The following is a 23,901-nucleotide window of genomic DNA, read 5'->3' on the forward strand; positions in this document are numbered from 1 at the left end:
ACCCCGCCGGGGGCCGGTGAAATGATCCGTCCACCGACGTTCGGAGAGAGATCCGTGCCCGCAGCGCAGTCCGTACCCCGTCCCGGCCTCGACCGGCGACGGCTTCTCGGCGCGCTCGCCGGGCTACCGCTGCTCGGCGGCGGGCTGCCGTCGCTGGCCGGGTGCAGCCCGGAGGAGACGGCCGCCGACGACGGCCCGGTCGAGCTGTCGGTGTTCTGGTGGGGCGGCGACCGGCGGGCGGCGGCCACCGAACAGGCGCTGCGCCTGTACTCGCAGCAGAACCCCCGGGTGAGCTTCCGGGTCACCTGGCAAGGGCTGAGCGGCTACTACGACCGGCTGGCCACCCAGGCCACCGGCGGCAACCCGCCGGACCTGTTCCAGATCGACGACACCCTGCTCGCCGAGTACGCCGGCCGGGACATCCTGCTCGACCTCAGCCCGTACGCCGCCGACGGGCGGATCGACCTGCGCGAGGTGCCGGCGCAGCTGGCCCGCTACGGCCAGGTGGACGAGCGGACCGTGGGCGTGCCGGCCGCGCAGACCAGCGCGGCGCTGGTGTTCAACCGCGCGCTGCTGCGCCGGCTGGACCAGCCCGAGCCGCGCACCGGCATGTCCTGGAAGGAGTACGTCGCCTGGGCCGCCCGCGTGACCCGCGCCTCCGGCAACCGGGTGGCCGGCACCATGGACGCGTCCGGCGACTACCGGGCGCTCTGGCTCTGGCTGCGCGGCCAGGGCAGCGAGATGTACCGGGGGCGGCAGCTCGGTTTCAGCTCGGCCGAGCTGCTCGACTGGTTCGAGTTCTGGGAGGTGGCCCGCTTCAGCCGGGCCACCCCGAGCGCCGCGCTGGTCGAGCAGGCGGACAGCGGCGAGCTGGCCCGCCAGCTCGTGGTCACCGGGCACACAGCGGCCTCCTTCGCCTGGTCGCACCAGTTGCCGGAGCTGCAACGCCTGACCGACGACGAGCTGGCGGCGGTGGCCCTCCCGGGCACGCCCGCCGCCCAGTGGCCCCGGGCGTCGATGTACTGGGCCGGCTTCCAGGGCACCCGCCACCCGGAGGTGGTGGTGAACGTGATCGACTTCCTGACCACGAACGTGGCCGCCGGCCGGCTCCTCGGCGTGGAACGCGGCCTCAACGCCAGCAAGCAGGTGCGCTCGTTCGTCGTCGCGGACGTGACCGACCGGTCCGAGAAGCGGATGGCCGCGCTCGGCACCGAGCTGGACGAGCTGGCCGGCCCGTCACCCGCGCCGCCGCCCAAGGGACACGCCAAGGTCCGCACCCTGCTGATCGACGCGGCCGAGAGCATCCGCGGCAAGCGCTCCGGCGCCCGCACCGCGACATCCCGCTTCATGGCTCAGGCCAACGCCGCCCTGGCCAGCTGACCCTCTCCCCTCCGCCCGCCCGAAAGGGCGACCGGGCGGCGGGGAGGGCGGGCGCGGGTGTGAGGTCAGCGCGGGGGGCGGTTGCGGCGGTTGCGGGTGAGCAGCACCACCAGCAGCACGATGCCGCCGACCACCACGAGGCAGCAGAGCAGGCCGAGGAAGCCGAACCCGCCGCGGGAGCGACGGCGCGCGGCCTCCACCACGATTTCGCCGGTGCCCGACGACGCCCAGGCCGCAACCGGCACGAACACCGAGAGCACGACCGTACCGAGGACCGCGCCCAGGCGGCCCCACCACTTGTTCCATGCAGACATGCCCCCATCCTCGCCGAGACACGCAACCGGAGCACGGCGGACGGGGCGGATGTCGCCGGACACCAGGAATAGCCGTCCATTTGGACTGTTAGGGTCGGCTGATGACATCCTCCCTGCCCGCAGGCCCCGTACAGGCACGCGCCGGAAAGCGGGAGTGGGCAGCCCTCGTGGTGCTCGTCCTCGTGGTCCTTCTCCTGGCAATCGACGGGACCGTCCTCTACCTCGCCGTCCCGTCGCTGACGGAGGACATCGGGCCCACCGCCACCCAGATCCTGTGGATCGGTGACATCTACGCCTTCGTGCTCGCCGGGCTCCTGATCACGATGGGCAACATCGCCGACCGGATCGGCCGCAAGCGGCTGCTCATGATCGGCACTGTGGGGTTCGGCTCGGCGTCCGTGCTGGCGGCGTTCGCCTCCACCCCGGAGGTGCTGATCGCGGCCCGCGCCCTGCTCGGCCTGGCCGGCGCCACGTTGATGCCGTCGACGCTCTCGATCGTCCGGTCGATGTTCGCCGATCGCGCTCAGCGGGCCAGGGCCATCGCGATCTGGTCGGCCGGGGCGACGGCGGGAGCCGCGCTTGGCCCACTGGTGGGCGGCGCGCTGCTGGAGCGCTTCTGGTGGGGCTCGGTCTTCCTGATCAACGTGCCGGTGATGGTGCTCGCGCTGGTCGCGGGCCGGCTGCTGCTGCCGGAGTCGAAGGGCGAGGCGCCGGCCCGGATCGACGTGGTTTCCTCGGCGCTGTCCATCCTCACGATCGTCCCGCTGGTCTTCGCCCTCAAGCGTCTCTTCAGTGACGGGGCGGACGCCGTCACCGTGGCGGCCGCCGCGACGGGGCTGCTGGCCGGATGGTGGTTCGTACGCCGGCAGAACCGGCTGGCGGTGCCACTGCTGGACGTCTCGCTGTTCAAGGTGCCGGCGTTCTCGGGGGCGCTGGCCGCCAACGTGCTGGCCATCTTCGGGTTCCTCGGGCTGCTGTTCTTCTTCTCCCAGTACCTGCAACTGGTTCGCGGCTTCGGCCCGCTGAAGGCCGGCGCCGCCGAACTTCCCGGGACACTTGCCGCGGTGCTCGTCGTCGCGCTGATCGGCGTCCTGCTCTCGCGGCTGGGGGCGGGCCGCGCGATCGGGCTGGGACTGATGGTCGCCGCTGTCGGGCTCACCGTCATGGGGCTGAGCGTCGACGTGCGTACCTACTGGGGGCTGGGCATCGGCCTGGCCGTCATCGGGCTCGGTATCGGTGTCGCCATGACGCTCTCCACCGACGCCGTCGTCGGCGCCGTCCCGGAGCGGCGGGCGGGCGCCGCGTCAGCGGTGGCCGAGACGGCGTACGAGCTGGGCGGCGCGCTCGGCATCGCCGTCCTCGGCTCGCTGCACGGGCTGCTCTACCGCTCGTCGCTGGCCCTTCCTGCCGAGACCACCGCCGCCGACCGGGCGCTGGCGGAGGACTCCCTGGCCGCGGCCGTCTACGGGTCGCCGACGCCTGGCGTGGTGGCCGCGGCGCAGGACGCTTTCGCCCAGGCGATGCAGTCGGCCACCTTCGTCGCTGCCGTGATCCTGGTCGGCGCCTCGGTCGTGGCGTGGAAGGTCATCCCCTCCGAGCCCGTGCCCACTGGAGGTGCCCGTGCCGGACACTGAACGTCGTCTGATCCGCGACCGTGCCCGTACCCGGCGAGCGGTGCTGGACGCCGCCGAGCGGGTCATCACCCGCCACGGCGCCAACGTCAGCCTGGCCGCCATCGCCCAGGAGGCAGGTGTCACCAAGAGCGGGCTGATGCACCACTTCCCCTCCCGGGTGGACCTGCTCGCCGCCCTGGTCGAGCATGTGATCAGCCGCTTCTGGGAAGAGGTGAACGCTCACGTCGACCCCGCTGACGACCGGCCCGGCGCCTTCACGCGCGGTTACGTGCGCGCCCTCACCGGAAACAGTGCGTACCTGGCGGAGCTGGGCAGCGCCACCGGCCTGCTCGCGCAACTCGGGGTCGACAGCATGGAGCACGTGCTCGCCGTGGATCCGGAGGACCCGGCACGCTGGAACCGCGCCTTCGAGGCCGACGGCCTGCCGCCGGGCCGCGTCTGGGCCGTCCGGTACGCCGCCGAAGGGCTGGCCATCGGCATCGGCACCGCCTACGTCACCGACGAGCAGGTCCGGCTGGCCCGTGAGGAACTGCTCGCCCTCACCGAGAAGGCCCCGGAATGAGTTCAGGCCCGGAATCGGTGGATTCCGGGCCTGAACGTTCGTAGCGGGGACAGGATTTGAACCTGCGACCTCTGGGTTATGAGCCCAGCGAGCTACCGAGCTGCTCCACCCCGCGTCGGCTCGTACAGCTTATCCCATCGTGATCGCCGGGATCAGCCGGGTACCCGATCCCGGTCCGCGCGCCGCCGCGGGCGTCACGCCCCGCCGGTCAGTCCGCCCTGCCACGGGTCGTCCAGGACGACGGCGGCGTCGATCGTCGCGCCGGTCATCGCCTCCAGCACCACTGCGGCGCGCTGCGAGAAGGTCAGATCGGTACGGGACCGGGGCCCGCCGTCGCCGAACACGGCGACCACCGGCGCGGGTGGGGTCCCCCAGGCCCGACCGGTGATCAGGTCGAGCGTGGCGTTCACCTGCCCGTCGGCCGCGAACGTCGCGGCGATCCGGTTCGGGTCGGACATGACGGAGCACGCCACGCCGCCGGTGGACAGGCCGGAGAGCACGGCAGGGTCCAGGCCGACCCAGCCGGTCGTTCCCTCCAGTTCCAGCACGATCGCCCGGTGCGGGGTCACCTGCTTGCCCAGGAGCAGCACCGACCGGTCCCCCGGCCGGCGCGTGGAGAGCCGCTCGACGACCAGCCGCCTGGCCCCGGACACGTCCGCGGGCTGCGCGACACCCATGTTGCGGAGCGATTCCTCGGCGGCGAGCGGAGCGACGGTGATGCACCATCCCTCGCCGAGCGTCTCGGTTAGATCGAGCGGTTCCGGCACGTGTACCTCCGGGGCGGTGGGGTCTCGCGGCCGCGGGACCCCACCGGGACCGTCAGCCTCGAATGTTGACGTAGAACTTGTCGTTCACCTGGTACGGCAGGTCGAGGCCGGCGTCCCAGGCCAGGATCCTGTCGTCGACGTAGTAGGCGATCAGCTTGCCACCGGCGACGCTGTTGTGGTGCTGGTCGACCGCCTCGACCGAGAAGTTGAAGGACGGGTTCTCCGGATCGGGGTGCCCCGCACCCTCCAGTGTCGAGGCGAACGGGTACTCGTCGCACTGCTGGGCCGGGGTGTCGGGCGGCACCGGCAGCCCGGTCAACTGGTACAGGTGCCCGTACGGCGGCCTGCCGTAGCAGGCACCGTCCTTGTGGTCGCTGTTCGCCTGCACGAGGTCGGGGTGCAGGGCGCTGGTGATCCGGTGCAGCGCCGGCGCGGTGTTGTCACCGGGGACGAACTTGCCCGGGATCTCCTTGTCGCGCGGCCACGGCACGCCGTCCGGCGCCAGCATCGGGTAGGTGTCGTTCGGGTCGTTCTGCGCTCTCCAGATGTGCAGCGAGACGTCGCTGTATTCGGACACGAGGTCGTAGGTCAGGTGCGGAATGGTCTCCGCGAAGATGCACGCCTTCGGATACCGGGTGTCGAACCGGCTGAAGTACGTGGCCGAGTCGCAGCGGACGAGCCGCGGCGCGCTGTTGCCCGGCCGGATCGTGCGGTACCGGCTGGAGTCGCTGAAGGCCGAGAGGTACCAACGGCTGAACGAGAGCTTGTCCCGGCCCGCGGTCACCACCTCGTGGTTGTACACGTCCCAGTAGAACCACCGGGTGTTGTTGTCCCACGTCACCCACGGCATCGTCGCCGCGCCCCGGGTGGCGTGGCAGATCTCGTATTCCTCGCTGCAGTGGGCGATCAGGCTCAGCGGCAGGTTCGGCGCGACGAAAAGATTGTCGATCGGGCCCCAGTCGTAGTCGACCGAATCGCGCTGGATCCGGGAGAACACCCGGACTCTGCGCTCCTTGTCGTCGCCCTGGGTGAAGATCTCGATGGTTCCCGTCGAGGTGCCCTCCTTCTCGACGGGAATTCCCCTGTTGTCGACTTCCCAGTATTCGGCCACCAGCTTGACCCTGGCGCAGTAGGTGAACCGGTTGTGAATGCGTCCGATGCCGTTGTCGGCCCCACCCGCGTCGAAACACTCGGTGACGCGCGCGGCGGCCGGCTGCTCGCCGATCGGCGCGGCGACCATCGGGCTCGGCGACGCCTCGGCGGCGGGCCGCGCGGGCTGCGGGTGGGCGGCGATCTGCCGGTTCGCCTCCCGCTGCCCTTCGAGCAGGGACAGCGCCGGAACCCGCTGGCGCCAGTCGTGCTCGGCGGCGCGTTCGGCGTGCTGGGGCTCGGCGGGCGGCGTCGGCGTAGCCGATCGCCGTCCCTGCGCGCGCATCTGCTCGATGTCCTCCCCCCGGATGCCGACTGTCGTCTTGATCGTCAGGTCGGTGTCGTCGACGACCTGTCGGTCCACCTTCGGGGCGGCGTGTGCGGGTACGGACAGCGGCGCCGCGGCGGTCAGCAGTGCGACCACCGCGACGGCCACCCGTGTACGTGGGTGGCGGAGATGACGGTGAGACACGTTCCCTCCCTGATCGTTGTTTCCGGCCGGCCTCTCACTCGCGCGCACCATCGATGCGGGACGATCGCGGCGGAATCAGCACAGGGGCCGCCGGACACGTGTTCGCACGGGCGGTGCCCGTACGTCGGCGACGTGTCACAAGCGTGCGCGGAGAATGGCTCTCCCCGACCAGGCCCCCGTCTGTCGGTCGCGGACTCGAATCGAAGTGCGAGGCCCATATGTAAACAGCGAGTCACATCGATAGTCAACGTGCGTGTCGGATTGTGGCGTCATATGCGTGACGCAACAGCGACCTGCGATGTAAGAAAACTCACCTCAATGCCATTTACCTTGCTCGATGACGAGAGGGGTGATTCACTCCGCGCCCGCGCGAGGCGTGACCGGCGGCCGGGGGCGGGAACGGCGAAGGGCCCCGGAGAGAACTCCGGGGCCCTTCGTCACGAGTAGCGGGGACAGGATTTGAACCTGCGACCTCTGGGTTATGAGCCCAGCGAGCTACCGAGCTGCTCCACCCCGCGTCGGCTCGACAACCGTAGCGCACCGACCCGGGGCGGCGCAAAACGGGTGCTCAGTCCAGCCACCGCCGGATCGCCTCGACCGCCCGGCGGCTGTCCGCGTCGAACTGGGCGCGCTCGGTCGAGGTGCTCTCCCAGCCCTGTTCCCACAGCACCGTCACCACGTCACCGAGGCGGATCGCGCGGATGAGATGCACCTCGTCGCCGCCGCTCGGATCGCCGTTCGCGTCCCGGTACGGCATCCGCGTCTCGAACAGCACCGACTCGTCGCCGTACCCGGTGTCGGGCAGCAACTGCTGCCGTACCGTCACCGACGGCCGGCCCCGGGCGGGCTGCTCGGGGCAGGCCCGGACCGCCGCGCGCAGCTCGGCCAGTGCCGCCCCGGCGCCGCCGGTCCGATAGATCGTGATGCTGTTCCGGTAGTTGCCGGACGGCACCTCGTCGGCCGGGGCCCCGGTCCGGCGGTACGGCAACGACCGGGCCCGCTGCGCCACCACCCGCTCGTCGGCGGGGCTCGCGCCGCAGAGCACCGGCAGCACCGGTCCCGGGCCGAAGTAGTTACCGGTGCCGGCGTCGTTCGCGGCGGGCATGACGAAGAACGCCCGGTCCGGGATGGTGGTCGGGGTGGCCGGGGCCGGAGGCGTGGTGGGCACGGCCGGGCTCCGCGAGCCGGGCGTACGGCCGACGGTCGGCGACGGCGGTGGCGGTGACGCCGGCGCGACCGAGGGCGTGGCGGTGGACGGCCGCGGGGTGGGCGTACCCGCGGGCGGCGGAGCCGGGTTCGGCGCCGGCCCGGCGGCGAGCACCAGCTGGCTGCCGGCCACCGTGCCGCCGACCAGCCCGGCCACCGCCAGGACGGTCAGCGCGGCGCGGCGCCGGGCCCAGCGGTCGGCGCTGCGGCGCAGCCGGTCCGGCGCGGGCAGCACCCGCTCGTCGGTGTCGGCGGCGAGGGACCGGTAGTAGCGGTGCAGTTCAGGCGACATCGTTGACCTCCAGCTCCTCGGCGGCGACGCCGGGCAACAGCTCGGCCAGCCGGGCCCGGCCCCGGGACAGCCAGGACTTCACAGTGCCGGCGGGTACCCCGGCCTCCCGGGCGATGTCCTCCACCGGCAGGTCGAACAGGTAGTGCAGGGCGAGCGCCTGCCGCTGCCGGGGCGGGAGCTGTCGTAGCGCCCCGACCAGCAGCACGGTGTCCTCGCCCGGCGGTCCGACGTCCGGCGGCGGCCCGGTGCGGCTGGCCGCGAGGCGCCACCCGCGCAGCCGCCGGAACCGGTCGGTCGCCAGCCGGCTGATCACCAGCCGCAGCCACGCCTCCGGGGCGGGGTGGGCGGCGAGCTTCGCCCACTGCCGCCAGGCCCGCGCGTACGCCTCCTGCACGAGATCCTGGGCCTCGGCCGGATCGCCGGCCACCGCGTAGCCGTACCGGACGGCCCGCCCCGACGTGCTGCGGTAGAAGTCGTCGAAGCTGTTCGCGTCACGCATGTGCCCTCCCGCCCCCCACACGTCCATCTGCACTGTTGACGGCGCAGTGGGGTGCGGGGTTGCGGGCGGGGAGTCCGGAAGACGACACGAGCCCGGGGTCCGGGTGACCGTTGCGGTCCCGGACCACGGGCTCGTGGTGTCGGCTCGGCGTCAGCCGCTCGGTGTGGGCGCCGGCGATGTGGGCGCCGGCGGTGAGACGCTGCCCGACGGCGCCGGGTTGCCCGAGCCGCCGGCCGCGGCCTGGGCCTGCTGGAACGCGCTCATCGCCTCGTCCAGCGCCTTCAGCGCGCGCCCGTACCGCTCGAAGTCGCCGGACGTCTGCGCGGCCTTGACCTCGGCGATCGCGGTCTGCACCCGGGCGGCAGCCTGGGCCAGGTCCCCGCTCATCGGCGGCGGCGTCGCGTTGTTGTCGCCCCCGGTCGGCGGCGGCGTCGTCGTGTCGTTGTCGTCGGTGCTGGGCGGCGGGTTGTTGTTCGGTGCCCGCTTGCCCTGTTCGACGAGCTGCTTGATGCCGTCGTTGAGGTTGTTGGCGAGCACCACGTACGAGCCGCCGTCACCGTAGGAGAGCAGCACCTTCTGCAGCAGCGGGTACGCGTCCTGGTTGCTGCTCTTCACGTAGACCGGCTCGACGTAGAGCATGCCGTCGGCGAACGGCAGCGACAGCAGGTTGCCGTACTGCACCTGGGCCTGGTTGGAGGAGAGCAGGTTGAGCTGCTGCCGGATGTCGCCGTTGTTCGTCATCTGCTGGTGCACCTGCGTCGGCCCGGAGATCCGGGTCTGGTCCGGCAGCTCCAGCACCTCCAGTTGGGGCTTGCCGTCGACGTACGAGCCGGAGACCAGCGCGGCGAGGTTCTGCCGCCCGTTCGGGGTGACCGCGGAGGTCAGCTGGAAGCGTGGCCCCTCCTGCCCGGGGAACTGGGTGAAGAGGTAGTACGGCGGCTGCTTCTGCCCGCTGTCCGGCGCGTCCGGCACGTTCGGCACCTGCCAGAAATCCTGGCCGGAGTAGAAGTCGCCCGGGTCGGTGACGTGGAACTTGGTGAGCAGGTTGCGCTGCACCTTGAACATGTCCGCCGGGTAGCGGAAGTGCTCGGCCAGCTCGGCCGGGATGTCGCCCTTGGGCAGCACCAGGTCGCCGCCGAACGCCTTGTTCCACGCCTTGAGCACCGGGTCGGTGTCGTCGTACGAGTAGAGCTTGACCGTCCCGTCGTACGCGTCGACTGTCGCCTTCACCGAGTTGCGGATGTAGTTGACGTTCTCCCGGGCGAGCTGGAACGTGCCCCGGCCGGTCAGCTCGTCGGTGGTCTCCGCCTGGAGGTTGACCCGCTCGGCGTACGGGTAGGTCGCCGCCGTGGTGTAGCCGTCGATGATCCACAGGACCCGGCCGTTCACGACCGCCGGGTACGGGTCGCCGTCGAGCGTGAGGAACGGTGCGACCTTCTCCACCCGGTCACGCGGGTTGCGCACGTAGAGCAGCTTCGAGTTCTCGTTGACCGCCTCGGAGAGCAGGAAGTTCGGCTCCTGCTCCTTGATCGAGTAGAGCAGGCGGCGCGGGAACGAACCGATCTTGACGCCACCCTCGCCGGTGTAGGTGTAGTACTGCTCGCCGCCGGTGGAGGTGGGCCGGTCGAACTCGACGTTGCGGTCGCCGTTCTGCCCGACGATCGCGTAGTCCCCCGGCTCCATCCGCTCGCCGTAGTAGATCCGCGGCTGCTGGGCCGGGATCTCCTCGGCCGGCGAGGAACACGCCTCCTGCGCCTTCTCGCCCAGGAAGCCGGAGACGAAGTACGGCTGCCCGCCGCAGACCACCTGGTTCGCCGGGGCGGCCACCAGGCCGTACCCGTGGGTGTAGACGGTGTGGCGGTTGATCCAGTTGCTCTGCTGGTCGGTCAGCTCGCCGTAGTTGATCTCACGGACGCCGACCACGTAGTCGGAGGTCTTGTCCTTGACCGAGTACCTGTCGATGTCCAGCTTCGAGCCGAAGTCGTAGAAGCCGCGGACCTGCTGGAGCTGGGTGTACGTCTCGGAGACCAGCTGCGGGTCGAGCAGCCGGATGTTCTGCACGACCGAGGTGTCGGTGGCCAGGCTGGCGGGTGGAACGAGGTTGCTCGCCGCGTACGGTGTGGTCTTCGTTCCTTCGAGGCTGAACGCGGTGCGGGTGGCCTTGATGCTGCGTTCGATGTACGGCGCTTCCTTGTCCCGGGCGCTCGGCTTGACCTCGAACGTCTGCACGGCCCACGGGTAGATGCCGCCGATCGCGACAGCGGAGACGCCGAGCAGGGCGAGCGAGATGCCCGGCCAGACCAGGTTCCGCATCACCGCGTTGGAGAACACGATGATTGCCAGCGCCACCAGGACGGAGATCCAGGCGAGGATCTCCTTCGCCGGCAGCAGCGCGTTCACGTCGGCGTAGCCGGCGCCGTAGAGCTTGGCGCCCTCGTTGTACTCCAGCAGCATGGCCCGCCGGTCCAGCACGTACGCGACGGCCTTGAGCAGCACGAAGACCGCGACCAGCGAGCTGAGGTGGGCGCGGGCGGCGTTCGTCATCCGGTCGCCGACGCCCTGGAGCCGCACCCCGCCGAAGACGTAGTGCACGGCGAGCGCGCCGAGCAGGGCCAGCACGACAGCGGTGAAGCCGACGCCGAGCAGGTAGCGCCAGAACGGGAGCTGGAAGACGTAGAAGCCGACGTCGATGCCGAACTCGGGGTCCTTCACGCCGAAGTCGCCGCCGTTGCGGAACAGCAGCCACTGGCTCCACCGGCTCTGCGCGGACAGGCCGGCGAACAGCCCGACGACGGCGGCGGCGAGCGCGATCCAGCTGCCGAGCCGAGGGCTCAGGAGCATCCGGTAGCGCTCCAGGGTGGCCTGCTCTGCCGAGTGCGGGCGCATCCGGGGCCGGAGCCGGTAGGCCAGCCAGAGGTTGCCGGCGACGATCAGCGCCATGCCGACACCGATCACCAGGAACAGCAGCAGCCGGGTGGCGAGGACACCGGTGAAGACCTGGGTGTAGCGGACCTCGTCGAACCAGAGCCAGTCCGTCCACGCGTTGACGCCCCAGCCGAGCAGGGTGAACAAGACGAACACCCCGATCAGGACACCGATGGTGACGCGTCCGCGTCGGCTCATCCTCGGCAAGGGACTGCTACGCATGACCACTTTTGGCTCCGCACGCTCGATGTGATCGGCTCCGACCAGGCACCAAGAGTACGGGGTCTTCCTGAGCACGTCGGGTCAAGGTCACGTCACGATCGGCACGGTGGAGCTGGCCCGGGCCGGTTCAGCAGCGCGTCGGCTGCCCCCCGGCCCGCAGCGCCTCGAGCGCCGTCAATGCGTCGTCCAGCGTGGCGACCCTCAGCATGGGCAGGCCCGGCTGCGGGTTGCGAACGGCCTCGGCGCAGTTGTCGGCGGGCACCAGGAAGGCGCTCGCGCCGGCCTCCTTGGCGCCGACGAGCTTCTGCGCGATGCCGCCGATCGGGCCGACGCGACCCTCGTCGTCGATGGTGCCGGTACCGGCGATGACCTTGCCGCCGGTCAGGTCGGCCGGCTCCAGCTTGTCGATGATGCCGAGCGAGAACATCAGCCCGGCGCTCGGCCCGCCGATGTCCCCCAGGTCGATCTTGAGGGTGAAGGGGTGCGGCTGCTGCTGGTCGATCTCCACGCCGATCCGCGGCCGGCCGTCCTGCTCCTGACTGGTCACGGTGGCCGTGCCGGGAGTGTCGCCGCGGGTGTAGCCGATCTTCAGCGCGGTGCCGGCCGGCTTCGCCCGGATCAGCTCGGTGAGCTTGGCCGCGCTCGTCACCGGCACGCCGTCGACAGAGGTCAGCACGTCGTCGGGCCGGAGCACGTCGACCGACGGACCGCCCGGCGTGACCGCCTTGACCAGCACCTTGATCGGGTAGCCCAGCTCACGCAGGGCGGCCGTCTCGGCGCTGGTCTGCGAGTTCTGGAAGTCCTCGGCGTTGCGCTTCTCGACCTCCTCCTGCGACTGCCCCGGCGGGTAGACCAGCTCGCGTGGCACCACCGCCTCGTCCGAGGAGAACCATCCGGCCAGCGCCGACCGGAGCCGCACTGTCGGCTGCACACCGACCGTGGTGAGACGGAGCTGACCGGCGGACGTCGACGTCGCGCGGCCGGTCACCTGGATGACCTCCTTGCCGTCCTCGGTGCCCAGCGTGTTCACCGTCGGACCGGGGCCGAGCACCACGTACGGCAGCGGCACGCTCAGCACGCCGACGCTGAGCAGTGCGGTGAGCAGGGCACCGAGAAGGACGGTCACGCCGCGACGTCTCATGCGCCAGAGCGTACCGATCCGTACCCCGCCGCCCGGCGCGGTGACCCGAGGACTTCGCCCTCAGCGCAACGCCGAGTGGCACGACCTGCGGCGGCGCGCGCGTACCGTAGAGGTCGTGCCTGATATTCCGTTCGGTTTCGCGCTCCCGGGTGGTCAACCACCGGACCCCAACGATCCCGCGGCGATGCAGCAGTTCATGTCGCAGTTGCAGCACCTGCTCTCGGCGCCGGGCAGCGGGCCGGTCAACTGGGACCTCGCCCGGCAGGTAGCCGCCAGCCAGCTCGCCGCCGCCGGCGACCCGGCGGTATCGCCGTTCGAACGCAACGCGGTCGAGGAGGCGCTGCGTATCGCCGACCTCTGGCTGGAGCCGGCGACCTCGTGGCCCTCCGGCATCCGCACCTCGGTCGCCTGGAACCGCAACGAGTGGATCTTCAAGACGCTCGACGTGTGGCGCAAGCTCTGCGACCCGGTCGCCAGCCGGATGGTCGGCGCGATGGGCGACCTGGTGCCGCCGGAGGCCCGCGCCCAGCTCGGCCCGATGCAGTCGATGGTCGCCACGCTGGGCGGCGCGCTCTTCGGCGGCCAGCTCGGCCAGGCGCTCGGCTCGCTCGCCGCCGAGGTGCTCTCCGCCGGTGACATCGGCCTGCCGCTCGGCCCCGCCGGCACCGCCGCGCTCGTCCCCGCGAACATCAAGGCGTACGGCGAGGGCCTGGAGCTGCCCGAGGACGAGGTACGCCTCTACGTGGCCCTGCGCGAGGCCGCCCACCAGCGGCTGTTCCAGCACGTGCCGTGGCTGCGCGGGCACGTGCTGACGGCTGTGGAGAACTACGCCGCGGGCATCCGGGTCAACCGGGAGGCGATCGAGGAGGCGATGGGCCGGGTCGACCCGACCGACCCGGAGTCCATGCAGGCGATCGCGCTGGAGGGCATCTTCACGCCCGAGGACACTCCCGCGCAGAAGGCGTCGCTGGCCCGGCTGGAGACCGTCCTCGCCCTGGTTGAGGGCTGGGTCTGCCACGTCGTCGACAGCGCCGCCGGTGACCGCCTTCCCAACGTCGTACGCCTCGGCGAGGCGTTCCGCCGCCGCCGCGCCGCCGGCGGCCCCGCCGAGCAGACGTTCGCCGCGCTCGTCGGTCTCGAACTGCGGCCCCGCCGGCTGCGCGAGGCCACGGTGCTGTGGGCGGCGCTGACCGAGCACCGCGGCATCGCCGGCCGGGACGCGATCTGGGGCCACCCGGACCTGCTGCCCTCCGACGCCGACTTCGCCGCGCCGGAGGCGTTCGCCGCGACCAGCCCCGATCTCGACGACGAGCTGGCGAACTTCGACTTCTCCGCGCCGGGCGCCCCCGAGGAGAAGTCCCCCGGCGAGGACGACGACAAGCGCTGACGCAGTACGCCCCCGGGCCCGCACGGTTCCACCGTGCGGGCCCGTCCACGTCCCGCCCCGCTCTGCCCTCGCCCGTCGATCTTGGAGTTGTGGCGCCCAGGATGCCCGAGTGGCGACCTTTGCGAGGTGCCACCACTCCAAGATCGGCGGAGTGGCGGGGTGCACGGCGGGCGGAGTGGCGGTTGCGCGGCAGCGGGTGTGGGCGGGTGGGGACGGTAGGGGTCAGGCGGGGCGGCCGGACAGCAGGGCCCGGGTGGCCTCCCAGCCCTCGACGGCCTGGTCGAGCGCGGCCAGGTCGGCGGGGCCGCGCATCCGGCGCCAGCCGGCGGTGACCGCCACGTCTCCCGGACTCGGCGCGGCCCGGCGCACCTCGGCCGGCCCGGTCGTGTCCAGATCCAGCGCCGGCAACCACGCCGGTACGGGCAGCCGTGCCGCCACTCCCAGCAGCCCGGTTCCGCTGCCCTCGGCCGGGGCCACCGCCACCGGCCGGGTGGTCAGCGGCCGCAGCAGCTTCCCGAGCGTCAGCCCTGGCACGTCCGGCGCGTCGGCCGCCACCACTGCGACCTGGTCATAGACCGCCGCCGAGCCAGCATCGGCGAGCGCCGCGAACACCGCGTTCGGCGTCGGTTCCGGCACCTCGTATACCGGGGTGCCGGGCCAGACCACGGCGTCGGCCAGCCATCGGTCCGGCGCGGTGACCGCGACGGCGATCTCCACCTCGTTCAGCGTGGCCAGCAGGTCCACCACGTCCTCGGCGAGGGCGGTACGCCATCGCGCCGGCTCGATTCCGGGCGGCGCCCAGGTCACCGGGCCGAGCAACGCCACCACCACACGTCGGGACACCCGCCGACCCTAACCCCGGCACCCCGCCGCCGCCCCGCCCGCGCGGCGCGCAGATCCCGCCCGTTCTCGACGATCATGAGGTTGGCGGTGACGAAACGGACGGATCAACAGGTCAACCTCATGATCGACCGCGCGGAGGGCGCCGAGGCCGGGGGCGAGGGAGCGGTCAGGGGATGGCGGCGGTGGCGGCCACGCCCTCCAGGTAGCCGCGGGCCCGTTCCGAGCGCGGGTACCGGGCGACCAGCGCCCAGAACTCGGCGTTGTGGCTGGGCACGATGAGATGCGTCAGCTCGTGCAGGAGGACGTAGTCGATCACCCAGTCGGGCATGTCCTGGATCCGGTGCGAGATCCGGATGGTGCGGTCGGCGGGGGTGCAGGAGCCCCAGCGGCCGTTCTGATTGGTCACCCAGCGCACGCTCGCGGGCACCGCGGCCGAGCCGTACTCGGGAAGGTAGTTGTCGATCAGGCGGCTGGCGCGGACGAGCAGTTCGGCGTCCGAGCGGGCGAGCCGGCCCTCGCGGGCGGCGAGCCGGGCCAGCATCCGGTCGACCCACTCGCTCTCCTCGGCCCGGGAGAACTGGTCGGGGATCAGCACGACGACGCGCTCCCCGTCCCGGTACGCGGACACCGTGCGCCGCCGGCGCTGGCTGCGCCGTACCTCGACGACGGGCTTCCGCGTCACGGCCATTACCGGCCCGCGCAGCCTCGGTTGACTGTCACGATGGAAAGCTAATGCGTACTGACCAGGACTCCGCAAGAGTCAACACGACGACACGCGCCCGGAAAATGGCGGTTGATTGTCAGGAGTCCAGAAAAAATTCTTTGCGATGGTAGATGACCATCACCTAGCACCCCTCCGCAACGTTAAGTGATCTACGGTGAGTGACCGGCGTCAGGGGCGCACGAAGGGGAGCTGGGCTCTTTTACCCGGCGTGTCCGCGCGAAACTGACTTATCCGACCTAACTCGGCATGCACACTCTCGACGTCGACTTGCTCACAGAGTCGGCGTACAGCTGACATGGAACCGCCCAGACCTGGGTAGGGTCCGCCAACCACGGTCAGGTGACTGATCGTGGAGAACCTCCCGGCGCCGACGTCCTGTTCGGCCGCGGGGAGACCCGCCGGGACACCTCCGGCGGACGAGACGAGGAGGCTACCGTGGCCGACCAGGCCCAGACCTACAACGGTTACTGCGTGAAGTGCAAGGAGAAGCGGGACTTCGAGGGGCACGTGGAGGTCTCGAAGACCGGCATGAACATGGCCAAGGGCAAGTGTCCGGTGTGCGGCACAACAGTGAACCGCATCCTGGGCAAGGCCAAGGTCTGACCCGTACCGCACACACGGGGAGGGTGGCCGAGAGCCACCCTCCCCGTCGTGTAGCCGACACAGTTACCGGCTAGTTGTGGAAAACCGGCGAGATCCTGTGGACAACGCTGGCCACGGCTCGCCGCACCTGTGGACAACGAACGACGGAGCGCGTGGAGACGGTCACGATCAGTGGCGTGACCGACCCGACACCGCTCGTCCGCCCGACCCTGCTGCCCGGCCTGACCCGGCTCTGGCGCGACCGCCGCACGCTCCAGCTCGGTGAGCCGCCTGGCCGGGCGGTGCTGCTGGAGATGTCCTCGCCGGGGACGGCCCGCCTGCTCGACCTGCTTGACGGCACTCGCAGCGAACGCGCCGTACTGGCCGAGGCGGGCGCCGCCAAAGTCCCGCCCGACGAGGCACGCGCCCTGCTCGACACGCTCCGGGACGCCGGGCTGGTGGTGGCCGCGCAGGCCCTGCTCCCCCGTGACCTCGCCGGAGCGGTCCGGGCCCGGCTGGCCGCCGAGGCCGCCGCGCTGGCGCTCGCGTCGCCCGATCTGCCGGGCACACCGGCCCGGCTGCTGCGCCGCCGCGGTGCCGCCCGGGTGCTGGTCACCGGCACGGGACGACTCGGCGCGGCGGTCGCCGTCGCGCTGGCCCAGGCCGGCGTCGGGCACGTCGTACCCGATCTGGCCGGCCCGGTCGGCCCCGGCGACCTGGTCGGGACCGGCCTGACCGCCGCTGAGCTGGGCCGGCCGCTGGCCCCGGCGGTGCGCGCGGCGCTGGACCGGTGCGCGCCCGGAACGGTGACCGGCCCGTGTCGGGCGACCCGGCCGGATCTGGTGGTGCAGCTCGGCGTCGACCGTCCGGCCGAGCTGCTGGCCAGCGGGTACGCCCGCCGGCGCCAGCCCCACCTGCTGCTCGACCTGCGCGGCGGCGTACCCGTGATCGGTCCGCTGGTCCGCCCGCCGGCCGGTCCCTGCCTGCGCTGCCTCGACCTGCACCGCAGCGACCGGGATCCGGACTGGCCCGCGCTCGCCGCCCAGCTCGCCGCCGACCGGGGCGAGCGGGCGTGTGCCGCCACCACCCGGCTGGCCGCCGCCGCATTCGCCACGGCCGAGGTGCTGGCGCAGCTCGACGGCAGCCATCCGGAGACGCTCGGCGGCGCCGTGGAGATCGCGGGACCGGGCCGCTTCCGTCACCGACGGTGGCCGCCGCACCCCTCCTGTGGCTGCTGCCGGCGTCGCCCGATCCGGTCGGCCCCGGCCGCTCCCGGCCGCACGGCAGCAGCGGAGGCCCTGAGTCGGTAACAATGGCCGGGTGACCGACATCCCGCGCCGGGCCGTGTCCCGCACCGCCAAACTCGCCGCCTTGCCGCTCGGATTCGCCGGTCGAACCGTCCTCGGCATGGGCAAGCGGGTGACCGGGCTCGCGTCCGACGTCATCTCCGCCGAGATCCAGCAGCGCACCGCCGAGCAGCTGTTCAGCGTGCTCGGGCAGCTCAAGGGCGGGGCCATGAAGTTCGGCCAGGCCCTGTCGGTGTTCGAGGCCGCGCTGCCCGAGGAGGTCGCCGCGCCGTACCGGCAGGCGCTCACCAAGCTCCAGGAGGCCGCGCCGCCGCTTCCGGCGGCCACCGTGCACAAGGTGCTCGCCGAGCAGCTCGGCCCGGACTGGCGAGACCGGTTCGTCGAGTTCAACGACACCCCGGCCGCCGCGGCCAGCATCGGCCAGGTGCACCGCGCGGTCTGGCGCGCCCCCGGGTACGGGCCGAACGGCGGCCCGCTGCACCGGGACGTGGCCGTGAAGATCCAGTACCCGGGGGCCGGTGACGCCCTGCTCGCCGACCTCAAACAGCTCTCCCGGCTCGGCGGCATGTTCCGGGCCATCCAGCCAGGGCTGGACGTGAAGCCGCTCCTGGCCGAGCTGCGCGAGCGCATCACCGAGGAACTGGACTACGAGCTGGAGGCGGAGTCGCAGCGGGCGTTCGCCGCCGCGTACGCCGACGACCCGGACATCTTCATCCCGGAGGTGCTCGACGCCGCGCCCCGGGTGCTGATCACCGAGTGGGTCGAGGGCATCCCGCTGTCCCAGATCATCCGGGAGGGCACCGAGGAGCAGCGCGACGAGGCCGGCCGGCTGATGGCGGAGCTGCACCTCTCCGCGCCGGAGCGGGCCGGGTTGCTGCACGCCGACCCGCACCCGGGCAACTTCCGGCTGCTGCCGGACGGGCGGCTCGGTGTGATCGACTTCGGTGCGGTGGCCCGGATGCCGCAGGGCACGCCGGAGCCGATCGGCCGGATCGCCGCGCTCGCGCTGCGCGGGGACGCCGACGCCGTGGTGGAAGGGCTGCGCGACGAGGGCTTCGTCAGCCGTACCGAGTCGATCGACGCGCCGGCGGTGCTCGACTTCCTCCGCCCGATGCTGGAGCCGATCGCGGCCGACGAGTTCCGCTTCACCCGGGCCTGGCTGCGCGCCGAGGCGACCCGGCTGGCCAGTCCCCGCTCCCCCGCCTACCAGCTCAGCCGGCAGCTCAACCTGCCTCCGTCGTACCTGATGATCCACCGGGTCACGCTGGGTTCGATCGGGGTGCTCTGCCAGCTGGAGGCGAAGGCGCCCTACCGGTCCATCCTGGAACGGTGGCTGCCCGGCTTCGCGCCGGTGCCCTGAGCACCGGCTGAGCACGCAACGGCGAAGGGGCGGTGACCAGCAGGTCACCGCCCCTTCTTCACTCGATCGTTCTACAGGACGCCCAGGTCGCGGGCCGACTGGCTGCGACTCCGCATGGCGACGTTACGGGCGGAACGGGTTGCCTCAGTGCTCGTGGTGGTGCGACCGGCCTGAGGCCGGCGCATTCGGGCCCTGGACAACGCTTCGTGGAGTAGTTGCATCTCAAATCCGTTCGGCAGGTTCAGCATCAGGGTTTCTCTCTCAGGTCGGCCGGTGGAGGGACACCGGCATCGGTCGGTTTCGGAACGTAGGTGTGTCAGGCTGCCAGCCGGACGGCGTTACGCGACTCGGACAGCCCGCTGGCCGCCAGTCGCGCCTCCGCCTCGACCCGGAGCTGGGCGTCACGGGCGAGGTCCTCCTTGCGCGGACGGCCACGGGGCCGCTTGCGCGGGACGACCGCGCCACGCTCGAAGATCTCGCCGCCCCAGACGCCCCAGGGCTCGGCTCGCTCGACGGCACCGGCCAGGCACTCGACGCGCAGCGGGCAGTCCCCGCAGAGCGACTTGGCCAGCTCCAGCTCGGCGGGCGAGTCGGAGAACCACAGGTCGGGGTCGAACTTCCGGCAGGGCAGGTTCGCCTCCACCTCGACGCTCACGTCGAGTGGGGCCAACGCCAGACTCATCCTCCGGTCACCTCTCTCTCACTTCGATCTCGTGGATCGCATTCCGACGTACTTCGGCGGGGCAAAAAACTGAGGCCGCGGATCCCAGTAGCGGGTTCCGCGGCCTCGAGGTGAGCCGGTGTCTGATGGATCAGACCGGTCTACCTCGAGGTGGAACGCCGCGGACATCCGTGCGCTTCTTGGCGCCATCGATGCCCATGCCCGCGAAGCCACTGGTCCCCTCGACTCCGGCGATCGGCGCAACGGTCAGGTTCAGCTCGGCCTGAACCTGGACCTGGTGCACCTGCGGAACCGACGGTCGAGCAGCGAGGGCCACCCGGACAGCCGACAGCGGAGCGACGGCAGACGGCATCGCCGCGAGACGCTCATAGTTGAAGATCTTCACTGGTGCCACCTCCCTACTCTCCTCGTGCCGACCACGGACTCATCCCCCTTGAGCAGCCAGAACGGCGCCGCTCGCGAGGTGTGTCCTGAGGCTATTCCTCGTCCTCGGGCGAGGGCAAACGATTTAAGGCTAGATTTCGAAAGTTTTCTGCGGGCAGACCTCGTCCACGGTGGCGCCGGCCACCAGGGCCAGCACCGTATCCCCGTAAAGCCCCACTTTTCGGGGCCCGATCCCGGCGATCGCCACCAATTCCTCGGTCCGACCGGGCTTCCGCTCGGCCAGCGCCGTGAGCGTGGCGTCGGTGAAGACCACGTACGCCGGCACCTTCTGCGCGCCGGCCACCCGCTGCCGCCACTCGCGCAGCCGCTCGTACAGCTCCTCGTCGATGTCCGACGGGCAGGTCGGGCAGCGGCCCAGTTTGCGGTCCGCGCCGGCGAGCAGCGTCGCGCCGCAGATGCGGCAGGAGACCACCTGCGGCCGGCGCCGCTCGGCCCGCCGTGCCGGACCGGCGCCACCGGCCCGCTCACCGCCGCCGGACCGGTCGAGCTGGGGCAGGAAGCGGGAGGGACGCCGGGCCCGTCCGCCGGGCGAGCGGGCCGTGGCATACGACAGCCAGAGCCACTCGCGGGCCCGGGTAATCCCGACGTAGAGCAGCCGCCGTTCCTCCTCGACCTGCTCCATGGTCTTCGCGTACGTGGTGGGCAGCGTGCCCTCGGCGAGCCCGACCAGGAACACCGCGTCCCACTCCAGCCCCTTGGCCGAGTGCAGCGAGGCGAGCGTGACGCCCTCGACTGTGGGCACGTGCTGCTGGGCGGCCCGCCGGGCGAGTTCCTCGGTGAACCCGGTCAGGCCGGGCTCCTCCTCGGCCTGCGCCGCGTACTCCTCGGCGAGCTGAACCAGCGCGGCGAGCGCCTCCCACCGCTCGCGCGCGGCACCGCCGGGCGGGGGCGCGTCGGGTGCCCAGCCGACAGCGGTGAGCCCGTCGACCACGGCCGCTCGCAGCGGCGCGTCAGCGGGCGCCGACCGGGTGGCGGCGCGCAGCGCGATCATCGCCTGGCGCACCTCGGGCCGTTCGAAGAACCGCTCCGCGCCCTGGAGCACGTACGGCACACCGGCCTCGGAGAGCGCCTTCTCGTACGCCTCGGACTGCGCGTTGGTGCGGAACAGCACGGCGATCTCACGCGCCGGTGTGCCGCCCGCGACCAGCGCCCGGCAGCGGGCGGCGACCGCGTTCGCCTCGGCCGGCTCGTCGGTGAAGATCCGCAGTTCCGGCTCCGGACCGGGCCGGCGCTGGCCGTGCAGCTCCAGCCGCAGCCGCGCCTCGGTGCCACGCGCCTGGGAGATCACCGCGTTGGCGAGCCCGACCACCTGCGGCGTGGAGCGGTAGTCACGGACCAGCCGGACCACAGTCGCGCCCCGGTGCAGCCTGGGGAAGTCGACCAGGTACGACGAGGTGGCCCCGGTGAACGAGTAGATCGTCTGGCTGGCGTCGCCGACCACAGTGAGGTCGTCCCGGCCGCCCAGCCACGCCTCCAGCAGCCGCTGCTGGAGCGGGTTGACGTCCTGGTACTCGTCGACCACGAAGTGCCGGTACTGGTTGCGCACCTGCTCGGCGACGTCCGGGTGCTCCTCGATGCCCCAGACCGCGGCGCGCAGCATGTCCTCGAAGTCGATCACCCCGTTGCCGCGTTTGAGCCGCTCGTACGCGTCGAACACGTCTGCGACCCGGGCCGGCTCGTACGGCGTCTCGCGCAGCGCCTTGGCCGCGGCGACCACGTACTCCCCCGGCTCGACCAGCGACGACTTGGCCCATTCGATCTCGGCGGAGAGGTCACGCGCGGCGGCCCGGTCGGCGCGCAGCCCGACCTTGGCGGCGGCGAGCGTGACCACCCGCACCTTGCTGTCCAGCAGCTCCGGCATGGCCCGACCGGCCAGCAGCCGGGGCGCGAAGTAGCGGACCTGCCGCAGCGCCGCGGCGTGGAACGTGCGCGCCTGCACACCCTGCACCCCGAGCACGGTGAGGCGGCTGCGCATCTCGGCCGCGGCGCGGGCGGTGAACGTGACCGCCAGCACGTGCCGGCCGGCGATGTCGCCGGTCAGCGCCCGGTACGCGATCCGCGACGTCACCGCCCGGGTCTTGCCGGTGCCGGCGCCGGCCAGGATGCAGACCGGCCCGGCCGGGGCGGTCACCGCGGACCGCTGCTCCGGATCCAGCCCGGCCAGCACCCGTTCCGCACCTGAGTGAACGCCCACAGCAGGGAATCATCCCAGCATCGTGTGACGTTGCAGCGGTTAGCCTGGCCTGATCGGACCGGGCGCGAGCCACCCCTTGGAGGACCAGACCATGTTGACGATGTATTCCACCCCGTGGTGCGGCTACTGCCACCGGCTGAAGTCGCAGCTCGACCGGGAGGGCATCGCGTACGAGGTGGTCGACATCGAGCAGGACCCCGCGGCCGCGGACTTCGTGATGAGCGTCAACGGCGGCAACCAGACCGTCCCGACGCTGCGCTTCGCCGACGGCAGCGCCCTGACCAACCCCTCGATCACCCAGGTCAAGCAGCACCTGGCCGCGCTCCCCGGCTGATCTCCCGCGACGCCACGAGCGGCCGTGCCCGATCCGGGCGCGGCCGCTCGTCGTCGTTCAGGAGCCGCCGCGACTGAGCACGCCGTCGTCGGCCGGCTTCCGGGGCCCCGGGATCCGCACCGGTCCGGCTACCGGCGCGCTCAGCCCGCGGCCCCGCCACAGGTAGAGGCCGGCCGCCGTGGTGACCGCCCCGACCAGGGCGAACAGCAGCCGGTAGTCGAACACGCCGACGAGCAGCGCGCCGGTGCCGATGGAGAGCGCCTGCGGCCCGCTGACCAGGGCCTCCGACGCCGCGGTGACCCGGCCCAGCAGCCTCGGCGGGGTCCGCCGCTGGATCAGCGTGTTCAACCCCACCATGGTCAGCGGCAGCGAGAGGCCGGCCAGCAGCAGCGCCACCACCCCGAGCCAGAGCCGGGGGTACGCCAGCGCCAGCGCGGCCGGTCCGAAGAACGTCACGCCGACGGCCAGCGCGCCCACTTCGCCGTACCGGCGGACCACTGCGGCCGAGAACAGGCCGCCGACCAGGCCACCGACGCCCTGCACCATGACCAGCACGCCGACGAACGCGGCCTCGCGGCGCAGGCCCAGATCGACGTACGCGAAGATCAGCGACTCGGTGAAGCCCATCACCAGCGAGCCGAGCCCGTACCCGAGCAGCGCCCGGCGCAGCGCCGGCTCGCCGGTCAGGTGGCGCAACCCGGCGCCCAGTTCGGACGGCCCGCGGCGGCCGGACCGCGACGGTTTCCGCTCCTGCACCCGCAGCCGGCCGACCACCACCGCGGCCACCACGAATCCGGTCATGGCCAGGACGGCGAGCAGCCAGCCGCCGACGGCGGCGTAGACGCCCGCCCCGGCGAGCGGCCCGATCAGCCGCAGGCCCTGCCGGACCGTCTGCAGCAGACCGTTCGCGTCGGCCAGCGAGTCGGCCCGAACCAGATGCCGGATCAGGCCGTTGAGCACGGCGGCGAGCGTGATGTACGACAGTCCGTAGAACGCCGCGACCACGTAGATCACCCAGACGTCGGACCGGTCCCGGACCGTGAGCAGCGGGCTGAGCAGCGCCGCCGCGACCAGGTTGGCGGCGATGAAGAAGGGTTTCCGGCGGTAGCGGTCGACCACCCAGCCGACGATCGGGGCGAGCGCCATCGGGGCGATGACCGCGAAGATGGTCGCCCCCGCCATGCTGTCCGACCCGGTCAGATCCTTGACCCAGACGGCCAGGGCGAGCAGCAGCACCGACTCCGCCGCCATGCTCGCCACCAGGGCGGCGAAGAGGAGACGGAAGTCGGGGCGGCGCAGGACGGTGCGCATCGGGTTGCCTCCGGCAGGGGTGCGCCACCAGGGGCGCGTCGGGGGTGGGCGCTGGTGAAGACACCCTCCACAGTCCTCTTTTTGACTCGTGACACGCCCGTGCCGGAACCTCCGACGCCGGTCGCGCCGTCCATACTGACCGTGGGGGGCGAATTTCATACAGTTACCGT

General features: G+C 72.0%; 21 protein-coding genes and 2 tRNA genes. 8 read left to right on the forward strand and 15 right to left on the reverse strand.

The genetic code is table 11. From position 1 onward, the window contains the following. Positions 1-54 precede the first annotated feature (54 nt). Positions 55-1,380 (forward strand): ABC transporter substrate-binding protein, encoded by a 1,326-nt coding sequence (locus FHU28_RS29715; RefSeq protein ID WP_184688265.1) that lies wholly within the window; start codon positions 55-57, stop codon positions 1,378-1,380. A 65-nt stretch (positions 1,381-1,445) separates the two neighbouring features. Here the strand turns inward: FHU28_RS29715 and FHU28_RS29720 are convergent, their stop codons facing one another. Next, positions 1,446-1,694 carry a hypothetical protein gene (locus FHU28_RS29720; protein ID WP_091422247.1) on the reverse strand — a complete coding sequence of 83 codons (249 nt, stop codon included), beginning with the start codon at positions 1,692-1,694 and terminating at the stop codon, positions 1,446-1,448. 101 nt (positions 1,695-1,795) lie between these two features. Between FHU28_RS29720 and FHU28_RS29725 the strand changes: the two genes are divergently transcribed. Together FHU28_RS29725 and FHU28_RS29730 are read left to right on the forward strand one after the other, a co-directional pair. Next, the gene (locus FHU28_RS29725) at positions 1,796-3,328 is read left to right on the forward strand and encodes an MFS transporter (RefSeq protein WP_184688267.1); all 1,533 of its coding nucleotides are present in this window, start codon (positions 1,796-1,798) and stop codon (positions 3,326-3,328) included. Beyond that, complete coding sequence (locus tag FHU28_RS29730; protein ID WP_184688269.1) at positions 3,315-3,890, forward strand: TetR/AcrR family transcriptional regulator; 576 nt, start codon at positions 3,315-3,317, stop codon at positions 3,888-3,890. Before FHU28_RS29725 ends, FHU28_RS29730 begins: the two co-directional genes overlap by 14 nt. 41 nt (positions 3,891-3,931) lie before the next feature. Here the strand turns inward: FHU28_RS29730 and FHU28_RS29735 are convergent. From FHU28_RS29735 to FHU28_RS29770, 8 genes are all read right to left on the reverse strand, one after another. Further along, positions 3,932-4,005, reverse strand: a tRNA-Met gene (locus FHU28_RS29735). Positions 4,006-4,084: 79 nt separating this feature from the next. Then, positions 4,085-4,657 (reverse strand): hypothetical protein, encoded by a 573-nt coding sequence (locus FHU28_RS29740; protein ID WP_184688271.1) that lies wholly within the window; start codon positions 4,655-4,657, stop codon positions 4,085-4,087. 52 nt (positions 4,658-4,709) lie between these two features. Continuing rightward, positions 4,710-6,278, reverse strand: coding sequence for a NucA/NucB deoxyribonuclease domain-containing protein (locus tag FHU28_RS29745; protein ID WP_184688273.1), 1,569 nt, complete (start codon positions 6,276-6,278; stop codon positions 4,710-4,712). A 444-nt stretch (positions 6,279-6,722) separates the two neighbouring features. After that, a tRNA-Met gene (locus FHU28_RS29750) sits at positions 6,723-6,796 on the reverse strand. Positions 6,797-6,846: 50 nt separating this feature from the next. Next, on the reverse strand, positions 6,847-7,776 hold the full coding sequence (locus FHU28_RS29755) for a hypothetical protein (RefSeq protein WP_184688275.1): 930 nt from the start codon (positions 7,774-7,776) through the stop codon (positions 6,847-6,849). Continuing rightward, positions 7,766-8,275, reverse strand: coding sequence for a SigE family RNA polymerase sigma factor (locus FHU28_RS29760; protein WP_184688276.1), 510 nt, complete (start codon positions 8,273-8,275; stop codon positions 7,766-7,768). The genes FHU28_RS29755 and FHU28_RS29760 overlap by 11 nt, the downstream gene beginning before the upstream one ends. Before the next feature lie 150 nt (positions 8,276-8,425). Then, complete coding sequence (locus tag FHU28_RS29765) at positions 8,426-11,422, reverse strand: UPF0182 family membrane protein (RefSeq protein WP_221453336.1); 2,997 nt, start codon at positions 11,420-11,422, stop codon at positions 8,426-8,428. A 127-nt stretch (positions 11,423-11,549) separates the two neighbouring features. Then, entirely contained in the window at positions 11,550-12,563 is a 1,014-nt protein-coding gene (locus FHU28_RS29770; RefSeq protein ID WP_184688281.1) for a YlbL family protein, read from the reverse strand. 115 nt (positions 12,564-12,678) lie between these two features. On the opposite strand from FHU28_RS29770, the gene FHU28_RS29775 reads away from it, so the two are divergent. Further along, positions 12,679-13,950, forward strand: coding sequence for a zinc-dependent metalloprotease (locus FHU28_RS29775; protein WP_184688283.1), 1,272 nt, complete (start codon positions 12,679-12,681; stop codon positions 13,948-13,950). Positions 13,951-14,172: 222 nt separating this feature from the next. Here the strand turns inward: FHU28_RS29775 and FHU28_RS29780 are convergent, their stop codons facing one another. Beyond that, the gene (locus tag FHU28_RS29780; protein WP_184688285.1) at positions 14,173-14,793 is read right to left on the reverse strand and encodes a hypothetical protein; all 621 of its coding nucleotides are present in this window, start codon (positions 14,791-14,793) and stop codon (positions 14,173-14,175) included. 166 nt (positions 14,794-14,959) lie between these two features. Beyond that, positions 14,960-15,481: a M48 metallopeptidase family protein gene (locus FHU28_RS29785; RefSeq protein WP_184688287.1), complete on the reverse strand. Its 522-nt coding sequence runs from the start codon at positions 15,479-15,481 to the stop codon at positions 14,960-14,962. A gap of 471 nt (positions 15,482-15,952) precedes the next feature. On the opposite strand from FHU28_RS29785, the gene FHU28_RS29790 reads away from it, so the two are divergent. The 3 genes from FHU28_RS29790 (at position 15,953) to FHU28_RS29800 (ending at position 18,766) form a co-directional block, all read left to right on the forward strand. Then, a complete protein-coding gene (locus FHU28_RS29790) occupies positions 15,953-16,120 on the forward strand; it encodes a DUF5679 domain-containing protein (protein ID WP_007464795.1) in 168 nt (55 codons plus the stop codon). Between the two features lie 176 nt (positions 16,121-16,296). Then, positions 16,297-17,409 carry a TOMM precursor leader peptide-binding protein gene (locus FHU28_RS29795; RefSeq protein WP_184688289.1) on the forward strand — a complete coding sequence of 371 codons (1,113 nt, stop codon included), beginning with the start codon at positions 16,297-16,299 and terminating at the stop codon, positions 17,407-17,409. A gap of 10 nt (positions 17,410-17,419) precedes the next feature. Then, positions 17,420-18,766 carry an ABC1 kinase family protein gene (locus tag FHU28_RS29800; RefSeq protein ID WP_184688291.1) on the forward strand — a complete coding sequence of 449 codons (1,347 nt, stop codon included), beginning with the start codon at positions 17,420-17,422 and terminating at the stop codon, positions 18,764-18,766. Positions 18,767-19,082: 316 nt separating this feature from the next. Here the strand turns inward: FHU28_RS29800 and FHU28_RS29805 are convergent, their stop codons facing one another. From FHU28_RS29805 to FHU28_RS29815, 3 genes are all read right to left on the reverse strand, one after another. Next, entirely contained in the window at positions 19,083-19,448 is a 366-nt protein-coding gene (locus FHU28_RS29805; protein WP_148796457.1) for a WhiB family transcriptional regulator, read from the reverse strand. A gap of 130 nt (positions 19,449-19,578) precedes the next feature. Continuing rightward, on the reverse strand, positions 19,579-19,833 hold the full coding sequence (locus FHU28_RS29810) for a hypothetical protein (RefSeq protein WP_184688293.1): 255 nt from the start codon (positions 19,831-19,833) through the stop codon (positions 19,579-19,581). A 129-nt stretch (positions 19,834-19,962) separates the two neighbouring features. Next, positions 19,963-22,086: an ATP-dependent DNA helicase UvrD2 gene (locus FHU28_RS29815; protein WP_184688296.1), complete on the reverse strand. Its 2,124-nt coding sequence runs from the start codon at positions 22,084-22,086 to the stop codon at positions 19,963-19,965. Between the two features lie 91 nt (positions 22,087-22,177). On the opposite strand from FHU28_RS29815, the gene FHU28_RS29820 reads away from it, so the two are divergent. Beyond that, positions 22,178-22,420: a mycoredoxin gene (locus tag FHU28_RS29820; protein ID WP_091422205.1), complete on the forward strand. Its 243-nt coding sequence runs from the start codon at positions 22,178-22,180 to the stop codon at positions 22,418-22,420. 57 nt (positions 22,421-22,477) lie between these two features. On the opposite strand, the gene FHU28_RS29825 is transcribed toward FHU28_RS29820, so the two are convergent. Then, positions 22,478-23,731, reverse strand: coding sequence for an MFS transporter (locus FHU28_RS29825; RefSeq protein ID WP_184688299.1), 1,254 nt, complete (start codon positions 23,729-23,731; stop codon positions 22,478-22,480). Between the last annotated feature and the right edge of the window lie 170 nt (positions 23,732-23,901).

Origin of the sequence: Micromonospora echinospora, from assembly GCF_014203425.1 — a bacterium.
Classification (GTDB): Bacteria; Actinomycetota; Actinomycetes; order Mycobacteriales; family Micromonosporaceae; genus Micromonospora; species Micromonospora echinospora_A.

Excerpts from the sequence above, each read along its gene's own strand:
- FHU28_RS29720 (WP_091422247.1), bottom strand. The coding sequence starts at position 1,694 with ATGTCTGCATGGAACAAGTGGTGGGGCCGCCTGGGCGCGGTCCTCGGT.
- FHU28_RS29725 (WP_184688267.1), top strand. The coding sequence starts at position 1,796 with ATGACATCCTCCCTGCCCGCAGGCCCCGTACAGGCACGCGCCGGAAAG.
- FHU28_RS29755 (WP_184688275.1), bottom strand. The coding sequence starts at position 7,776 with ATGTCGCCTGAACTGCACCGCTACTACCGGTCCCTCGCCGCCGACACC.
- FHU28_RS29760 (WP_184688276.1), bottom strand. The coding sequence starts at position 8,275 with ATGCGTGACGCGAACAGCTTCGACGACTTCTACCGCAGCACGTCGGGG.
- FHU28_RS29765 (WP_221453336.1), bottom strand. The coding sequence starts at position 11,422 with ATGCGTAGCAGTCCCTTGCCGAGGATGAGCCGACGCGGACGCGTCACC.
- FHU28_RS29770 (WP_184688281.1), bottom strand. The coding sequence starts at position 12,563 with ATGAGACGTCGCGGCGTGACCGTCCTTCTCGGTGCCCTGCTCACCGCA.
- FHU28_RS29785 (WP_184688287.1), bottom strand. The coding sequence starts at position 15,481 with ATGGCCGTGACGCGGAAGCCCGTCGTCGAGGTACGGCGCAGCCAGCGC.
- FHU28_RS29805 (WP_148796457.1), bottom strand. The coding sequence starts at position 19,448 with ATGAGTCTGGCGTTGGCCCCACTCGACGTGAGCGTCGAGGTGGAGGCG.
- FHU28_RS29820 (WP_091422205.1), top strand. The coding sequence starts at position 22,178 with ATGTTGACGATGTATTCCACCCCGTGGTGCGGCTACTGCCACCGGCTG.
- FHU28_RS29825 (WP_184688299.1), bottom strand. The coding sequence starts at position 23,731 with ATGCGCACCGTCCTGCGCCGCCCCGACTTCCGTCTCCTCTTCGCCGCC.